Below are 16,372 nucleotides of genomic sequence, written 5' to 3' on the forward strand. Positions count from 1 at the left end.
CGTTAGTACCTATATTATTTTGGTAACTTATACGTTTTCTGGTGGGGAATGTCACGCGATCCCCCAACATTTTGTGGTTCTGATCCGCTTTATTTGCAGATCAAAGCCGATCGAGGTCCGCTGCAATATCTTCGGCGATCCCTGTTGCGTTCACATCGTCGCGTTCGGCCGATAATCGCAGCCCTAAAAGGTCAGATTGATAGCGCGAGGCAAGGCGGTCCGGGTCGTGATCAGGGGCGATTTCTCCGGCATCCTGCGCGCGGCGAAACAGGTCTGCAAAACAAGTCTTCATCGAAACCATATGAGTACGTGCCTGAGCGGCCAGATCGTGATCCTTGGCCTGCAACTCGGCAAAAGTTTTCGCCAACATGCAGGCTTTGGTCGGCAGCTCTGATGCCTCGATTACGCGACGTGGCTGCGCCTTGAGCGCGCCGAGCGGCCCCAGTTCCTCGGCCAAGGTCCTCATGCTGGCAACCCCATCCTGCGCATACCGCTCTAACGCCAGGGCGTAGAGCGTATCTTTCGACCCGAACGCCGCGTAGAAGCTGCCCGGTTTCAGCTTCAGCTCGCGCTCAAGGTCTTTCAGCGACGTTCCTGCCCAGCCGTGGCGCCAAAAAATATCACGAGCCTGCGCGATTAGTGCGTCTCGGTCGTATGAGGGCTTGCGAGGCATGGTCTCACCAATACTTGAACGTTCGCTCAAATATATACTTGAGCGATCGCTCAAGAAACCCTAAATACGACCCATCTCGCCAGAAACAGGAGTTTGACATGGCCAATTTCCCGTCCCACGACCACGAATCTGCCCCAGAAGGATCCAAGCCGCTGCTTGAGAAATCTCAGGCTGCATTCGGGCGCCTGCCCGGTCTGCACAAAGTAATGGCCGAAAGCCCACAGCACCTGGAAGGCTATCAGGTTCTGCACGGCCTTTTCCTGCAGACCGACTTCGACAATGACGAAAAGACCGTTGTCTGGCAGACAATTAACGTAGAAAACGAATGCCATTACTGCGTGCCCGCCCACACTGGAATCGCTAAGATGATGAAAGTCTCGGACGAGATCACAGAGGCACTGCGCAACGAAACTCCGCTTCCCTCGGAAAAGCTTGAGGCACTGCGCACTTTCACCCTGCAGGTGATGGAAACCCGTGGCAACCCGACCGAAGAACAACTGCAGGCGTTCTTCGACGCAGGTTATTCCCACCGCGCGGTTTTGGACGTGGTTCTGGGACTGGCGCAGAAAACCATGTCGAACTACGTGAATCACATGGCAAAAACACCGGTCGACCAGGTTATGCGCGGCTTCCTGTGGGAGCGTAAAGTCAGCGAGCCTGCCTAAGCAGTTACAACCGAGCCTTCGTCGCCCTCGGTTACAACCAATGTTTGGGCCCGGTCGCCCAATTCCGCAAATAGCTCAGGCCCGGTGCCCGTCATCCAGGCCTGAGCGCCCAGCGCACAAATCTCATCGTAAAGCGCGGCGCGACGGTCCGCGTCCAGATGAGCAGCGACCTCATCCAACAGCACAATCGGTGGCGCCCCGACCATGCCCGCCAACGCCCGCGCGTTCGACAGGATCAGCGAAACCAACAGCGCTTTTTGCTCTCCGGTGGAACAGTCTTTGGCGGGCACACCCTTGGCCGCAAACACTCCATAAAGATCTGAACGATGCGGCCCAACCAACGTACGTCCCGCAGCCAAATCCCGAAACCGGCTTTCATTCAACGCTTCGCGCAAATCTTCCGTAGCTTCAGGCATCGCTCCTTCGGTCTGGACAAGTTCCAACTCCGCCGAAGGAAACGCCGTTTCCGCTTGATACTGTGCCGCCCGTAAATGCTCCAGAGCCGCCCTTCGTGCCGCGTGGATGCGGTGCCCCGTCTCTGCCATCTGTCCCTCCAGCGCCGCATACCAATGGGCGTCTCGAACCTGCTCTTTCAGCAATCGGTTCCGCTCGCGCATCGACTTTTCATAGATCAGTGAGGCTTCGGCGTGAGACGGATCAAAACTCAGCGCAATCCGGTCCAAAAACCGCCGCCGACCCTCGGCACCCTCAATCCACAAGCGATCCATCGAGGGGATCAACCAAACAACGCGCGCCAACTTGCCCAGATCAATCTGACTGGCCGCCTTGTTATCAATCCGAACCTGCCGTGCTGCGCCACCTTCGGACCATGTCTCAATTTCGTAGTTCTGGCCCTGTACGTTCATCAATCCGGACAGCTTCCAACCCAACGCCTCAGGCCTCCGGGTCATCTCAGCCGCACTCGCCCGCCGCATACCGCGTCCGGGCGAGAACAGTGACACTGCTTCCAGAATGTTGGTCTTTCCGGCCCCGTTCGGCCCGTGGATCGCCACCGGTCGCCCGTCCAAGGACAACCGCGCCAGCTTATGAGACCGAAAATGCGAAACGGTAAGCTCGGTCAGGGCCAATCCCATGACCCCTCCCTTTCGTTAGAGATCACCCGGTCGGGGCAATCAGACGCGCATCGGCATTACGACGTAAACAGCGCTTTGGTCGTTGCCTTCGCGCATCAGTGTCGGATCACCAGCGGAATTGAACATGAAGACAGCGTTCTCGCGGTCCACTTGAGAAGCGATCTCGAGCAGGTATTTCGCGTTAAAACCAATTTCGAGACGCTCATCCCCATAGGCTACAGCCAACTCTTCCTCAGCCGCACCACTGTCGGGTGCATTCACTGAAAGAACCAGCTTGTCCGCATCCAATTGCAGTTTCACGGCACGCGAGCGCTCCGAAGACACCGTCGCTACACGATCAACGGCCTGCGCGAATTCGGCAGCGTCAACCTCTAGCTTGCGCGTGTTGCCCTGAGGGATGACGCGAGTGTAGTCAGGGAAAGTCCCATCAATCACTTTCGAGGTGAGCGTGATGTCTGGCGTTGCAAACCGCACCTTGGTTTCGCTGACCGAGACGGCGATGTCCATTTCATCATCATCCAACAGCTTGCGCAGTTCACCCACGGTCTTTCGGGGAACAATTACACCCGGCATATCCGCCGCTCCGTCCGGCAGGTCCGCATCAATGCGCGCCAGACGGTGGCCATCGGTCGCCACGCAGCGCAGCACCTTGCCGCCCTCAGAACCATCAGCGACATGCATGTAGACACCGTTCAGATAATAACGGGTCTCTTCGGTAGAAATGGCGAACTTCGATTTGTCGAACAACCGCCGCAGCAGCGCAGCCGACGCCGTAAAGTTCGATTGGTATTCCGAGGACGCCATAACCGGAAAATCCTCTTTCGGCAGCGTCGCCAGCGAGAAGTTCGACCGACCGGCCTCAACCGTCAATCGGCCAGCAGCGCTGTCGGCGGTTAAAGTCACCAGCGCCCCATCGGGCAGCTTGCGCACAATCTCATGCAGCGTTGTGGCGGCGACAGTTGTCGCGCCCGCTTTCTCAACCTGCGCAGGGGCCTTGTCGACAACCTCGATATCCAGATCAGTCGCTCGGAATAGCGCCTGATCCCCTTCGGCTTCGATCAGCACATTGGCCAGGATCGGAATGGTGTTGCGACGTTCAACAACAGATTGGGCCTGCGAAACGGCCTTGAGAAGGGTGCCGCGTTCGATGCTGATCTTCATACCCTCAGTTCCTCTGACTTGAGTGCGTACATGGGCGGGACTGGCAAGTTACCGGTTCCGCCCTGAGGCACAAGGATTTTTTGTGAATTTCTGAGTTGGAATGATCAAACCGTCAAGGCCAACCGGCCATCCCACCGCCAGTTCTCGCGCAATCGTGGATTATTGCGCACATGAAAATACCCCGGCCAGACGGGCGCGGGGCATTTCCAGTACGGTCGCAGATTAGGCTTCCAAAGCCCGGCGCAGCATCTCGACGTCTTCGGCGATCTGGCCATCGGTCAGCTTCAGCTCTTCGATGCGCTTGACGCCGTGCATGACTGTGGTGTGGTCGCGCCCACCGAAACGACGGCCGATTTCCGGCAAAGACCGGCTTGTCAGTTGCTTGCACAGATACATCGCCACCTGACGCGGGCGAGCATAAGACCGGAGACGCTTGGGGCCAATGATGTCGCTGAGCCGGATGTTGTAGTAGTCTGAGACCTTGCGTTGAATCTCTTCGACAGTGATCTTGCGCTCGGATGCGCGTAGCACATCGGCCAGACAATCCTGCGTCAACTCCATATCGATCTCACGCCCAACCAGCGAGGCAAAGGCGAAGAGCCGAGTCAGCGCCCCTTCCAGCACGCGCACATTTGTCGAAATGCGGTGTGCAAGGAATTCCAATACACCATCAGCAATGGTCAGATCGGGGTAAGTGTTGCTGTATTGCTGCACTTTGTTCTGCAGGATTCCCAGACGCAATTCGTAGTCTGTGGGATGAAGATCGACGACAAGGCCGCATTGCAGGCGCGACTTTACCCGGTCTTCAAGATCCTTGATCTCACCCGGCGCGCGATCGGCCGAAATGATGATCTGCTTGTTCTGGTCCACTAGCGCGTTGAAGGTATGAAAGAATTCTTCCTGCGTCGAATCCTTACCCGCGATGAACTGCACGTCATCAACCATAAGCACGTCAACCGAGCGGAACAGATGCTTGAAATCCATCATCCGGCGCTCACGCAGGGCCTGCACAAAACGGTACATGAACTGTTCTGCCGACAGGTACAGAACGTTTAGTTCGGGATGCTTGGTTTTCAGCTCCCAAGCAATGGCGTGCATCAGGTGCGTCTTACCAAGGCCGACACCCCCGTAGAGCACCAGCGGATTGAATGTTACGGGCCCGCCTTCGGAAACGCGGCGCGCGGCGGCGTGAGCCAGCTCATTCGGCTTACCAACAACAAAACTGTCAAAGGTAAAGCGCGCGTCCAGCGGTGCCGCCTGTAACGCCTCAAGCGCATCATGCGAGGCCTCAACAACTGCGGGCTGCGGAACGGCTTGGGGTTTTGGGGTCTCGGCCTGCGCCGGACGGGTCGGAGAATTGGCGGCGGTGCGGAAGGCAAGGCGCTGAACAGGCTCGCCCGCCGTGTTCAGTTCATAGAGAATTAGATCAGCAAAATTTTGACTTACGTAGTTTCCCATGAAGTTGGTCGGCACAGAAAATACTGCGACGCCATCTTGCAATCCCTGAAACTCTAAAGGTTCGATCCAGGTCGTGAAGTTGTTCTTACCAACAGCCTTCATCAACTTGTTCCGCAACTGTCCCCATTTCTCTTGTGTCATTCGGCGCCTCACGCATCCCATTCTTTATTGGCCTGTCAGCCTTATCAAAATAGTCCGGTATACCGGTTTATTGCGTCCACCCACAAGGATACCCTTGCGCCAGGCCACGAGGTCTGGCGGGTCATTTTGACGTTCAGCGCAATCCGATACCGCATTGTCCAACGGTCGGTACAACCCCGAGAACAGGGTGGCGCGTCACAATCCAATTTTTCGACAGGGCCAAGATCATCGGAAAACCCGAGACCCAGAGCAGATCGTCCAATCGACCGAAGCCGATTTTCGAACATTCGTTCCGGATTCCTACTGATGCCCGTCAGTCAGATACCCAGAACAGCCTGTCCCCCCAAGCGAGTGAATCGCTGACTCAGTCGTAGCAAGAGCCCATGGGTCCGGGCAACGAAACTCTGATATTGACTCGGGGTTCAGGGCGAAAGAATCTCTCGGCTTCGTGAAGACGCGGCTTTCCGGCAACAATGAAAAAGGCGCCGCTATGCGCGACGCCTTTTTCGCAAATCAACGCTTGACGCGTTTTCCCAAAGAATCAGCCCAGCGCTTTGACGCGTGCCGACAGGCGCGACATTTTGCGGGCTGCGGTGTTCTTGTGGAAGACACCTTTGGTGACGCCACGCATCAGTTCGGGCTGAGCGGCGCGCAGGGCAGCGGTAGCCGCGTCCTTGTCACCGGATGCGATTGCTTCTTCAACTTTGCGCAGATGTGTGCGGATGCGCGAACGGCGCGCTTTGTTTACAGCAAAACGCTTTTCGTTCTGACGAGCGCGTTTCTTTGCCTGGGGCGAATTTGCCATGTGTCTCTGACCTTTTGTTCGGTACGGTTATCTAGGGTTGCGCGCCACGGACATATCCGCACCGGATCAGAAATCACGAGTGTGAGTCGGGCCAAGCGGGCCGCACGCGCATGTATGACGGCGGTCTCTACCCAAGTTTAAAGGTTTTGCCAAGCTGATTCTTCAAAAGAGCTTCAGTAGCAAAAAGGCGGGACCAAGCCCGCCTGAATTCACTGAATGTCCGTTATCGTCACTTGTCGCGGAACTGAGCCGCACGTTTTTCCAGAAACGCGGACATGCCCTCTTTCTGATCTTCAGTTGCAAACATCGAATGGAACACCCGGCGCTCAAACAGCATGCCCTCGCTCAGCGGCAACTCATAGCTGCGGTTCACGGCTTCCTTGGCCGCGATTGCCGTGATCTGCGACTTCTCAGCGATCTTCTGCGCCGCACCGGTTGCTTCTTCTATCAGCTTCTTGGCAGGCACGACACGGCTGACCAGCCCCGCACGCTCGGCCTCTTCCGCGTCCATGAACCGACCGGTCAAGTTCATATCCATCGATTTGGACTTGCCTACAAACCGTGTCAAACGCTGGCTGCCGCCGAGTCCTGCGATGACGCCCAGATTGATCTCGGGCTGGCCGAACTTGGCTGTATCCGCCGCGATGATGAAATCACACAGCATTGCCAGCTCACAACCTCCGCCCAGCGCATAACCCGCAACAGCGGCAATGATCGGTTTGCGGATCGCCGAAACCCGGTCATTCGCGTCGGCAAAAAGGTTGATGTTGAAGACATCGACATAGCTCATCTCGGACATCTCTTTGATGTCCGCACCAGCCGCAAAAGCTTTGTCAGAGCCGGTGATGACGATGCAGCGCACCTTGTCGTTGCTGTCTGCTTCTTCCAGCGCATCACACAACTCACCCAGTAACTGGGTGTTCAGCGCATTCATCGCATCTGGTCTGTTGAGCTTGATTAGGGCGACGTGGTCTTCGATTTCGACGATGATCGTCTCAAAAGCCATGAGGTGTAAGCTTCCGGTTGTTCCGTTCAAGTACGATTCCTTACCACGCGATTTCGCTGGATCAAGTTATCTTTGGCATTGCGCGCAATAGAAGGATGAGCGACCGGACTGAGTGATTCTCTTGATTTCACCACTACATCCATTGGTTCTGCAGGGCCTTCCCTCACGCCCATAAACATCAAAACTATGCTGAAAATATCCAAGTTCTCCATCGGCTTGGCGGAAATCACGTAAGGATGAACCACCCGCTTCAATCGCGTCTTGCAACACCTGGCGGATGATCGGAACCAGCGCTCCGACACGCAACGCAGAAATCTGCCCGGCTTTGCGACGTGGCGACACCTTGCCGCGATAAAGCGCTTCGCAGACGTAGATATTTCCCAATCCGGCAACGATTCCCTGATCCAGCAACGCGGATTTGACCGGGCTATTCTTACCTTTGAACGCCTCAATGAGGTGCTGTTCGTGGAAATCGTTACCCAATGGTTCAGGTCCCAGAACTGACAGCAGCTTGTGATCCTCTGCCGTGGCCGTCGGCAGCAGGTCCATGGCTCCGAACCGACGCGGATCGTTAAAAGTTATACGGGCGCCGTTGGCCATATGAAAGACTACGTGATCATGCTTTTCCGGCATCGGGTGTTTGTGGGCAAATTGCCCTAGAGGATCACCAGAAACGGTCATACGCCCGGACATGCCAAGATGGATCAGCAGTGTTTCTCCACTGTTCAGATCGGCCAGAATGTATTTCGACCGTCTACGCAATCGGTCGACGCGCTGCCCAGTCAGTCGTTCAGCCATCCGTTCGGGGAAAGGCCAGCGCAAATCGGGGCGGTTTACGTCCGCCCTTTGGATTACGACGCCTTCCATCGCCGGGGATAGACCGCGTCTTACTGTCTCGACCTCGGGCAATTCGGGCATTAGATGGCTCCTATTCCAAAGGGCCGCATTGTGCCCGCCTCTTATGGCCCTATAACAGAGGCGAAATTCGACGAACGGCAAGGCAAATGTCCAACAACAGCGACAAGACCACTCATTTCGGGTTTGAAACCGTGCGCGAGGCCGACAAGGCCGGGCGCGTACAGGGCGTGTTCAACTCGGTCGCCTCGAAATACGATGTGATGAACGATGTCATGTCGATGGGCATTCACCGGGTCTGGAAAGATGCAATGATGGATTGGCTTGCCCCGCGCCCCGGTCAACGGTTGCTGGACGTTGCAGGTGGGACCGGAGATATCTCTTTTCGCTTCCTGAGACGCGCGGGCCACGGCCATGCCACGGTTCTGGACCTGACAGAGCCTATGCTGGTCGAAGGCCGCCAGCGCGCCGAGGCCGACCAGATGTCCGACAGTCTGAACTGGGTGGTGGGCGATGCGATGTCCCTGCCGTTCGAGGACAATACGTTCGACGTCTATACAATTTCCTTCGGCATCCGGAATGTTACCCGCCCGCAAGAGGCATTGAACGAGGCCTATCGCGTGCTGAAACCCGGTGGCCGCCTGATGGTGCTTGAATTCAGCCAACTGCCCAATGACGGACTGCAAAAGCTTTATGACCTCTACAGCTTCAACGTCATTCCACGCATGGGCAAATTAATCGCCAATGACTACGACAGCTATCAATACCTGGTGGAATCGATCCGCAAGTTCCCGGATCAGGAGACATTCCTGAGCATGGTCCGCGCCGCCGGGTTCGAAAACGCCAAGTACCGCAATCTCAGCATGGGTATCGCGGCACTGCATTCCGGCTGGAAGATCTAGATGCGCGGCCCACACAACATTATCCGCCTGATCCGCACAGGCGCAACGCTCGAGCGCACGGGTGCCATGAACGTGGTATTAGACGCGTTCGAAGCTCCTCGGGCTATCCGCATTCTCGCACATGTTCTGGGCAAACCATTTCAGTGGCTGGGGTACAAAGGGGATCCCCAGATGCCGCCCGCAACCCGCGCCCTAACTGCTCTTGGACCCGCCTATATCAAGTTCGGACAAGTCCTTTCGACCCGCCCCGACGTGGTTGGAAATGAACTAGCTGAACAACTGCGTGTCTTGCTGGATAAGCTTCCGCCATTCTCCAAGGCCGAAGCCATGGCCGAGGTCGAGAAAGAGCTGGGCCAACCCCTTTCAGAAATGTTCAGCGATTTCAGTGAGCCTATCGCCGCAGCCTCAATCGCTCAGGTCCACAAAGCTAAGCTGGCCAGCACGGGTGAAGATGTTGCCGTCAAAGTCCTGCGCCCCGGAATTGAACGCGCCTTCCGTAAAGATGTAGACGCCTTTTATTTCGCCGCCCGAATTGTCGACCTGTTTGCCCCCGGTGCTCGTCGTTTGCGCCCTATGGAGGTGATCGAGCATTTTGACGGAGTTGTCCGCGGCGAGTTGGACCTGCGCCTGGAAAGCGCTGCTGCTTCGGAATACGCCGCCAACACCAAGGATGATTCCGGGTTCTGGCTGCCTCCGGTCGTCTGGTCCTTGTCCGCACGCCGGGTGATGACACTCAGCTGGGCCGATGGAATCCCGCTGGGCGACAATGACGCGCTGGACGCTGCAGGCCACAATCGCAGCGATCTGGCAGAACGTGTGTTGCGCCTTTTCCTGCTGCACGCCCTTCGCGATGGCTATTTCCATGCGGATATGCACCAAGGGAACCTGAAGGTCGCCGCGAATGGAGATATTATTGCCTATGACTACGGCATCATGGGGCATATCGACGAATACACCCGTCGGGTCTATGCCGAAATCCTCTTCGGCTTCATCCGCCGCGACTACAAACGCGTAGCCGAGGTCCATTTCGAGGCCGGCTATGTCCCTGCCAACCAGGATGTCGACGAATTCGCCCGCGCCTTGCGCGCAGTCGGAGAACCCATCTTCGGCATGGACGCGACCCATATCTCCATGGGCCGACTGCTCAGCTATCTGTTTGAGGTCACAGAGCGCTTCGGCATGGAAACCCGAACCGAACTGATTCTTCTGCAGCGCACCATGGTCGTGGTCGAAGGCGTTGCCCGATCACTCGACGATCATATGAATATCTGGGAAGTCGCGCGCCCGGTCGTCGAGGATTATATCAAAAGCTCCATCGGCCCCCGGGCCGCCCTGAGAGATTTTGGTAAGACCGCAATGGTGCTGGCCCGTTTCGGCCCACGCTTACCTGCGCTGGTAGAAAACGCCCTGATTGCGCAAACCACGAAAGATGACCAGCAAACTTCCGGCAAGACAACCTTGCTGCTACCTGCCGCCCTTGGCGCAGCCGTTGGAATCGCAGCCACACTTGTCGTGATGACATTCAGCTGACAACAATCCGCCTACTTGATCTGGCCACAAATATCTTCGGGGGGGGATCGCGCCGCCTGCGCGATTGGGGGGGGCAGACAGCCCCCTCCGCTCGACCTCAATCAGAGCCGCTCGATAGCAAGGGCAATCCCCTGCCCACCGCCAATACACATAGTGATAAGCGCCTTGGAACCACCAACTCGCTCCAACTCATACAGCGCTTTCAGGGTGATAATCGCCCCAGTTGCCCCCACAGGGTGCCCCAACGCAATCGCACCGCCATTCGGATTGACCTTAGCGGCATCCAATCCAAGCTCTTGATTGACGGCCAGGGCTTGTGCGGCAAAAGCTTCGTTACTCTCGACCACATCGAAATCACCCGCCGACAGCCCTGTCTTCTTGAACAAGTTCTGCACTGCAGGAACCGGTCCAATTCCCATTACTTCGGGCCGCACTCCGGCATGCGCATATCCCAATATCCCTGCCTTTGGTTTCAATCCGGCCTTTTCAGCAGCATCTGACGTCGCCAGAACCATCGCCGCAGCCCCATCGTTGATACCCGATGCATTCCCGGCCGTGACGCGTCCTTCTTTCTTGAACACTGGACGAAGGCCCGCCAACGCCTCAGCTGTGGTGGCCTTGGGATGCTCATCCACCTTAAAGTCAACCATCTCGCGTTTGACTTTCACCTGCACAGGCGTGATCTGGCTTTCGAAATATCCAGCGTCGATCGCTGTTGCCGCTCGGCTCTGGCTGGTTAAGGCAAACGCATCCATCTGTTCACGACTGATCTGATGTTCGTCGGCCACATTCTCAGCCGTCACACCCATATGACCGGTTCCGAAAGGACAGTTCAGCGCGCCCAACATCATGTCCAGTGAGGTGACGTCGCCCATCTTGGCGCCCCATCTGGCCTGAGGCACGATGTAGGGGCTGCGTGACATGCTCTCCGCTCCACCAGCCACAGCGAAATCAGCATCGCCCAGTATCAGAGACTGCACCGCTGACACAATCGCCTGCGCGCCGGAGCCACACAAACGATTTACGTTCATCGCCGGAGTCCCATTCGGAATGCCCGCCTGCATCGCTGCTACGCGCGACAGGTACATATCGCGGGGTTCAGTGTTGATCACATGACCGAAAACCACATGCCCGATTTGCCCACCTTCGACACCCGACCGTTCAAGCGCGGCTTCGGTCGCCACGGTCGCCAGATCAATCGGCGCGGTCGAAGCCAACGCACCGCCAAAAGTGCCGATGGCAGTACGTGCGCCATCCAGAATAACAATATCGGTCATGGATCACTCCTCCTGAGTTTGGCCGTAGTATGCACCCGCAGAAACCCTCTGTCGCCTGAGACGTCCCGTCACAGACGGAATTGACATCTATCGATTCAAGGCGCATGAAATTCCGTCATGACGGACAAGACAGACGATATCCTGACACGCCTTCCGACACGCCTTAAAGAGGCGCGCCGGGCCCAGGGCCTTTCCCTCGAAGCGGTCGCGAATCTCAGCGGCGTATCGCGATCCATGGTCAGCCAGATCGAGAGGGGAGAAAGCAGCCCCACAATTTCGACATTGTGGAACCTGACCCGAGCTCTGCAGGTGGATTTTGCCGGGTTGCTGGAAGACACGAAGACAACCGACCAGATCGAGATTCTCAAAAACTCCGAAGTGCCCAGCATCGATAACATGGGAGAGAACTGCCGCATCCGGATCCTCTCACCGCCAGAAGAGGCCGGCGGTCACGAGGTCTATGACATTCAGCTCGACAAAAACGGCGCCCTGAACAGCCAACCCCATGCGCGCGGTGCACGGGAACAATTGACCGTGTTGGAAGGGTCAGTTCGAGTTACTTCAGGCGCGGCAGTGAGCGAACTCCGGCAGGGTGATACAGCCCGATATGCCGCTGACGTCGCGCATTCCATTTCTGCCGACAGCCCTGCGCGTGTTTTCCTAATTGTAAAAAACGCCTGACTCAGCGATAATCCGCCTTCACGGATATTTTTCCGTAATTTCGTAAATCCCCTATTTGGGATATTCGTCCGTTATGTTAGAAGCGCGACTCAGTTGAACGGAGGTCGCCATGGCAGATGCATTCCTGTCCCACATCACGGACACCCTTAAGCAGATCGAATCCGAAGGTCTGTACAAGCGTGAACGAATGATCACCTCGCCTCAGGGCGGTGAGATTACTGTGGGCGGAAAGCAGGTCATCAACCTGTGCGCCAACAACTATCTGGGCCTGGCCGATCACCCCGCCCTGATCGACGCCGCCAAGAACGCCATGGAACCAAAAGGGTTCGGCATGGCCTCGGTCCGCTTTATCTGCGGCACGCAGGATATTCACCGCGAGCTTGAGCAACGGCTGGCCAAGTTCCTGAATAAAGATGATTCAATTCTGTTCGCTGCCTGTTTCGATGCCAATGGCGGGCTGTTTGAGCCTTTGTTAGGGCCTGAAGACGCAATCATCTCGGATAGTCTGAACCACGCGTCAATCATCGATGGCGTAAGGCTCTGCAAGGCCAAACGCTATCGCTATCTAAACAATGACATGAACGACCTCGAAGCCTGGTTGAAACAGGCACGCGAAGACGGGGCGCGGCATATCATGATCGCCACCGACGGCGTTTTTTCGATGGATGGCTATCTGGCCAATCTGCCAAAAATACGCGAGCTGGCCGATAAGTACGACGCCATCGTCATGGTCGATGATTGCCACGCCACGGGCTTCATGGGGCCAAACGGTGCGGGCACGCCGGATCACTTCGGCGTTGACGTGGATATTCTGACGGGAACTCTGGGCAAGGCACTTGGGGGGGCAATCGGCGGCTACATCGCCGGGCCGCAGCCAGTGATCGATCTGCTACGGCAGCGGGCGCGGCCCTATCTGTTCTCAAACTCGCTGCCGCCATCTATCGTTGCTGCCGGTCTGGAAGCAATCCGTCTGGTTGAAGAGGGAGACATGCTGCGTGCCCAACTGTTCGGCAACGCCAAATACTGGCGTGCAGGGCTGGAAAAGCTGGGATTTGATCTGCTGCCCGGTGAGCATCCGATTATTCCGGTCATGCTGGGAGAAGCGACATTGGCACAAGAGATGGCGGACCAGTTGTTTGACGAGGGCGTTTACGTTTCAGGGTTCTTCTTCCCGGTCGTCCCGCGTGGTCAGGCACGGATCAGAACACAGATGAATGCGGCTCTAACAAAGGATGAATTAGACCGTGCGCTGGCAGCCTTTGGCAAGGTCGGAAAAAATCTGGGGGTAATTTGATGCGACCCAACACGATGAAAGCACTGGAAAAATCCAAGCCCGAGGAAGGTCTTTGGATGGTTCAGGCCCCAGTGCCCGAGATTGGACCAGACGAGGTACTGATCCGCATAAACAGAACCGGCATCTGCGGCACAGATATCCATATCTGGAATTGGGATGACTGGGCCGCAGCCACAGTACCAGTGCCGATGATCACCGGCCACGAATTCGCAGGCGAAATCGTCGAGATTGGTCGCAACGTTACTGGGCTTGAGATCGGCCAGCGCTGCTCGGGCGAAGGGCACCTGATCGGAACCGAAAGTCGCCAGAGTCGCGCTGGCAAGTTCCATCTGGACCCCGGAACGCGGGGCATCGGCGTAAACGAACAAGGTGCCTTTGCCCAGTTTTTGAAACTGCCCGCCTTCAACGTGATACCTTTGCCAGATGATGTGCCGGATGAGATTGGCGCGATCCTCGACCCGCTGGGCAACGCGGTTCATACCGCGCTGAGCTTCGATCTGCTGGGCGAGGATGTTCTGATAACAGGCGCAGGCCCGATCGGCATAATGGCAGCGGCTGTCGCACGCCATGCAGGTGCGCGAAACGTCGTGATCACCGATATCAATGCAGATCGGCTGAAGCTGGCGGAATATGTGGTGCCGTCGATACGTACGGTTAATGTGACCACTGAAGAGTTGCCCGATGTGATCGCCGAACTGGGGATGAAAGAAGGCTTTGACGTGGGTTTGGAGATGTCGGGCTCGCAGGCAGCTTTGGATCAGATGGTCGAAGCGCTAGTCATGGGCGGTAAGATCGCACTGCTGGGCATCCCGCCGGGCCAATCCCCGGTCGACTGGAGCCGCATTGTCTTTAAAGCCATCACTATCAAGGGCGTTTACGGCCGTGAGATGTTTGAGACATGGTACAAGATGATTGCTATGCTGCAGAACGGTTTGGACGTAAGCCGCGTGATCACCCATCAGTTTGGTGTTGACGATTTTGCCGAAGGATTTGCAGCAATGAAGTCGGGCCTGTCCGGCAAAGTTGTTCTGGACTGGACCTGACCCTCTGGATAGTTGCAAAACTGGCCCATACACAGGGATCGCGCAACCAACCGGAGGAGTAAGATGGGCAGCACGAAAGATGACCGACTGCTGGAACGCGGAATCGAGGATTCTCTGGTCACCGATTTCGCTGAGACGCATCGCAAAAGCTATGGCGACTTTCTGCAACTCAAAACCCTGTTGAATCTGCAAAAGACCTTTCAGGATCCTGCTCAGCCCGATGAGATGTTATTCATCATCATCCATCAGGTCAGCGAGCTGTGGCTGAAGCTGATGCATCACCAGTTGGTCGAAGTGCGGCGCTTCCTGCAGCAAGATGATTTCGGCCCGGCGATGAAGAATCTCGACCGGATCAAGGCGATCCAGCGGCAGTTGATCACCGCTTGGGAAACGCTGCTGACCATGACGCCCGCCGACTACATGACGTTTCGCGATGCGTTAGGCAGTTCGTCAGGCTTTCAGAGTTACGGTTACCGCCAGATCGAGTTCATATTGGGCAACAAGGATGCTTCGACCCTCAAGGTTCATGAACACGATCCGGAGGTCATGGAGATGCTGAGCGCAGCGCTAACCAAACCGTCCCTTTATGACGAAGTGCTGCACATGCTGGCACGGCAGGGGTTCGATGTACCGCAAGACCTGATCGAACGTGACTATTCACAATCCTATTCCGGCGACCCGCGCGTCGTGAAAATCTGGTGCGAGATTTTTCAGGATACCGGCAAGTATTGGGACCTCTATGCTCTGGCCGAAAAGCTGATGGACGTCGAATCGCTGTTCCAGCGCTGGCGATTCGACCACGCCACGGCAGTCGAACGTGTCATCGGGATGCAACCTGGAACAGGTGGCTCGAGCGGCGTGGCCTTTCTGCGCAAGGCACTGGAATTGCGCTTCTTCCACGACCTCTACGATATGCGCACCGAGCTGATGTATGCGGGAGACTGAGGCATGCTTTATCGCGGGTTCACCCAAGATCAACTTGAACAGGAATACTCCCCCAGTTCGATAATTGGTGGCGACCTGACGCCGTATTTGGATAGTTATGTTGCGCTCAGCGCGCAGGCCCGGGCACGGATGGATGTGCGCGAAAACCTTGCTTATGGCGTCAGTCCGGCGCAGGTTCTGGATTTCTTCCCCTCCTCAGACGCAAACGCACCTTTGCATGTGTTCATTCACGGAGGGTATTGGCAGGCGCTCAGCCAGCGCGAATCCGCCCCGATGGCACCGGTGCTACACGAAAACGGGCAGGCCTTTGCGACCCTGAATTACACACTCGCCCCTGAAGCTAGGTTGGGGCAGATGGTCGAAGAATGTCGCGATGCCTTGCTGTGGCTTGCATCACAGGCCGAGTTATTGGGCTTCGATCCATCAAACATCACCCTGTCAGGTCATAGCGCAGGTGCGCATCTGGTAGCGATGGTCATGGCCACCTCATCCAGCGCGTTGGCGCAGGCGGGTCTAAGAGTGCGTAACGTAATTCTGATCAGTGGCGTTTACGATTTGGAGCCGATTAGCCTAACTTCGGTAAATGATCCCTTGCAACTGACTAAGGTCGAGATTCACGATCTTTCTCCATGCCTCAATCTGCCCGCGCCAGGGCCGCGCTACAGGGTAACGGTTGCTGAAAGAGATACACCAGAGTTTGTTCGACAAAGCCGTGACTATGCGGAGTTGCTACGAAAAGCAGGACATTCGGTCAGTTTCGACCTTCAACAGGGTAAACATCACTTCGACATCATCATGCCTTCGGGCTCGTTTTTGTCGTCGCGCAGCGAGTAACCCCAAAA

The 16,372-nt window shown here is 56.5% G+C and carries 16 protein-coding genes; 8 read left to right on the plus strand and 8 right to left on the minus strand.

All coding sequences use genetic code 11. The annotated features are described in order from the left end of the window. Nucleotides 1-100: 100 nt before the first annotated feature. Complete coding sequence (locus tag ACR0JR_RS19390; protein WP_480457595.1) at nt 101-673, minus strand: TetR/AcrR family transcriptional regulator; 573 nt, start codon at nt 671-673, stop codon at nt 101-103. A gap of 98 nt (nt 674-771) precedes the next feature. Here ACR0JR_RS19390 and ACR0JR_RS19395 point away from each other — a divergent pair, with 98 nt between their 5' ends. Further along, a complete protein-coding gene (locus ACR0JR_RS19395) occupies nt 772-1,338 on the plus strand; it encodes a carboxymuconolactone decarboxylase family protein (protein WP_480457597.1) in 567 nt (188 codons plus the stop codon). On the opposite strand, the gene recF is transcribed toward ACR0JR_RS19395, so the two are convergent. The 6 genes from recF to mutM form a co-directional block, all read right to left on the minus strand. After that, nucleotides 1,335-2,432 carry a DNA replication/repair protein RecF gene (recF, locus tag ACR0JR_RS19400; protein ID WP_480457599.1) on the minus strand — a complete coding sequence of 366 codons (1,098 nt, stop codon included), beginning with the start codon at nt 2,430-2,432 and terminating at the stop codon, nt 1,335-1,337. The genes ACR0JR_RS19395 and recF overlap by 4 nt on opposite strands. Before the next feature lie 39 nt (nt 2,433-2,471). After that, nucleotides 2,472-3,593 (minus strand): DNA polymerase III subunit beta, encoded by a 1,122-nt coding sequence (gene dnaN / locus ACR0JR_RS19405; protein WP_010442547.1) that lies wholly within the window; start codon nt 3,591-3,593, stop codon nt 2,472-2,474. 222 nt (nt 3,594-3,815) lie between these two features. Further along, entirely contained in the window at nt 3,816-5,192 is a 1,377-nt protein-coding gene (gene dnaA, locus ACR0JR_RS19410) for a chromosomal replication initiator protein DnaA (RefSeq protein ID WP_480457601.1), read from the minus strand. A 541-nt stretch (nt 5,193-5,733) separates the two neighbouring features. Continuing rightward, nucleotides 5,734-5,997: a 30S ribosomal protein S20 gene (gene rpsT / locus ACR0JR_RS19415; RefSeq protein WP_010442545.1), complete on the minus strand. Its 264-nt coding sequence runs from the start codon at nt 5,995-5,997 to the stop codon at nt 5,734-5,736. A 229-nt stretch (nt 5,998-6,226) separates the two neighbouring features. Beyond that, nucleotides 6,227-7,003: an enoyl-CoA hydratase gene (locus ACR0JR_RS19420; RefSeq protein WP_480457603.1), complete on the minus strand. Its 777-nt coding sequence runs from the start codon at nt 7,001-7,003 to the stop codon at nt 6,227-6,229. A 66-nt stretch (nt 7,004-7,069) separates the two neighbouring features. After that, entirely contained in the window at nt 7,070-7,921 is an 852-nt protein-coding gene (gene mutM / locus ACR0JR_RS19425) for a bifunctional DNA-formamidopyrimidine glycosylase/DNA-(apurinic or apyrimidinic site) lyase (protein WP_480457605.1), read from the minus strand. Between the two features lie 86 nt (nt 7,922-8,007). Between mutM and ubiE the strand changes: the two genes are divergently transcribed. Both ubiE and ubiB read left to right on the plus strand, forming a co-directional pair. After that, nucleotides 8,008-8,760 (plus strand): bifunctional demethylmenaquinone methyltransferase/2-methoxy-6-polyprenyl-1,4-benzoquinol methylase UbiE, encoded by a 753-nt coding sequence (gene ubiE / locus ACR0JR_RS19430; RefSeq protein WP_170473657.1) that lies wholly within the window; start codon nt 8,008-8,010, stop codon nt 8,758-8,760. After that, nucleotides 8,761-10,290, plus strand: coding sequence for a 2-polyprenylphenol 6-hydroxylase (gene ubiB, locus ACR0JR_RS19435; RefSeq protein ID WP_480457607.1), 1,530 nt, complete (start codon nt 8,761-8,763; stop codon nt 10,288-10,290). A 101-nt stretch (nt 10,291-10,391) separates the two neighbouring features. Here ubiB and ACR0JR_RS19440 read toward each other — a convergent pair whose 3' ends face one another. After that, complete coding sequence (locus ACR0JR_RS19440) at nt 10,392-11,567, minus strand: acetyl-CoA C-acyltransferase family protein (RefSeq protein WP_480457609.1); 1,176 nt, start codon at nt 11,565-11,567, stop codon at nt 10,392-10,394. A gap of 117 nt (nt 11,568-11,684) precedes the next feature. Between ACR0JR_RS19440 and ACR0JR_RS19445 the strand changes: the two genes are divergently transcribed. The 5 genes from ACR0JR_RS19445 (at nt 11,685) to ACR0JR_RS19465 (ending at nt 16,364) form a co-directional block, all read left to right on the plus strand. Beyond that, nucleotides 11,685-12,248, plus strand: a complete 564-nt coding sequence (locus ACR0JR_RS19445; RefSeq protein WP_170775895.1) for a helix-turn-helix domain-containing protein — start codon at nt 11,685-11,687, stop codon at nt 12,246-12,248. A gap of 109 nt (nt 12,249-12,357) precedes the next feature. Further along, the gene (locus ACR0JR_RS19450) at nt 12,358-13,542 is read left to right on the plus strand and encodes a glycine C-acetyltransferase (RefSeq protein WP_480457611.1); all 1,185 of its coding nucleotides are present in this window, start codon (nt 12,358-12,360) and stop codon (nt 13,540-13,542) included. Nucleotides 13,543-13,556: 14 nt separating this feature from the next. Then, the gene (gene tdh, locus ACR0JR_RS19455) at nt 13,557-14,585 is read left to right on the plus strand and encodes an L-threonine 3-dehydrogenase (protein WP_480457673.1); all 1,029 of its coding nucleotides are present in this window, start codon (nt 13,557-13,559) and stop codon (nt 14,583-14,585) included. 63 nt (nt 14,586-14,648) lie between these two features. Next, nucleotides 14,649-15,530, plus strand: a complete 882-nt coding sequence (locus ACR0JR_RS19460) for a tryptophan 2,3-dioxygenase (RefSeq protein WP_170775891.1) — start codon at nt 14,649-14,651, stop codon at nt 15,528-15,530. Between the two features lie 3 nt (nt 15,531-15,533). Continuing rightward, nucleotides 15,534-16,364, plus strand: coding sequence for an alpha/beta hydrolase (locus ACR0JR_RS19465; protein ID WP_480457613.1), 831 nt, complete (start codon nt 15,534-15,536; stop codon nt 16,362-16,364). The last annotated feature ends 8 nt before the right edge of the window (nt 16,365-16,372 follow it).

It is taken from the genome of Ruegeria sp. AA3, assembly GCF_056542905.1.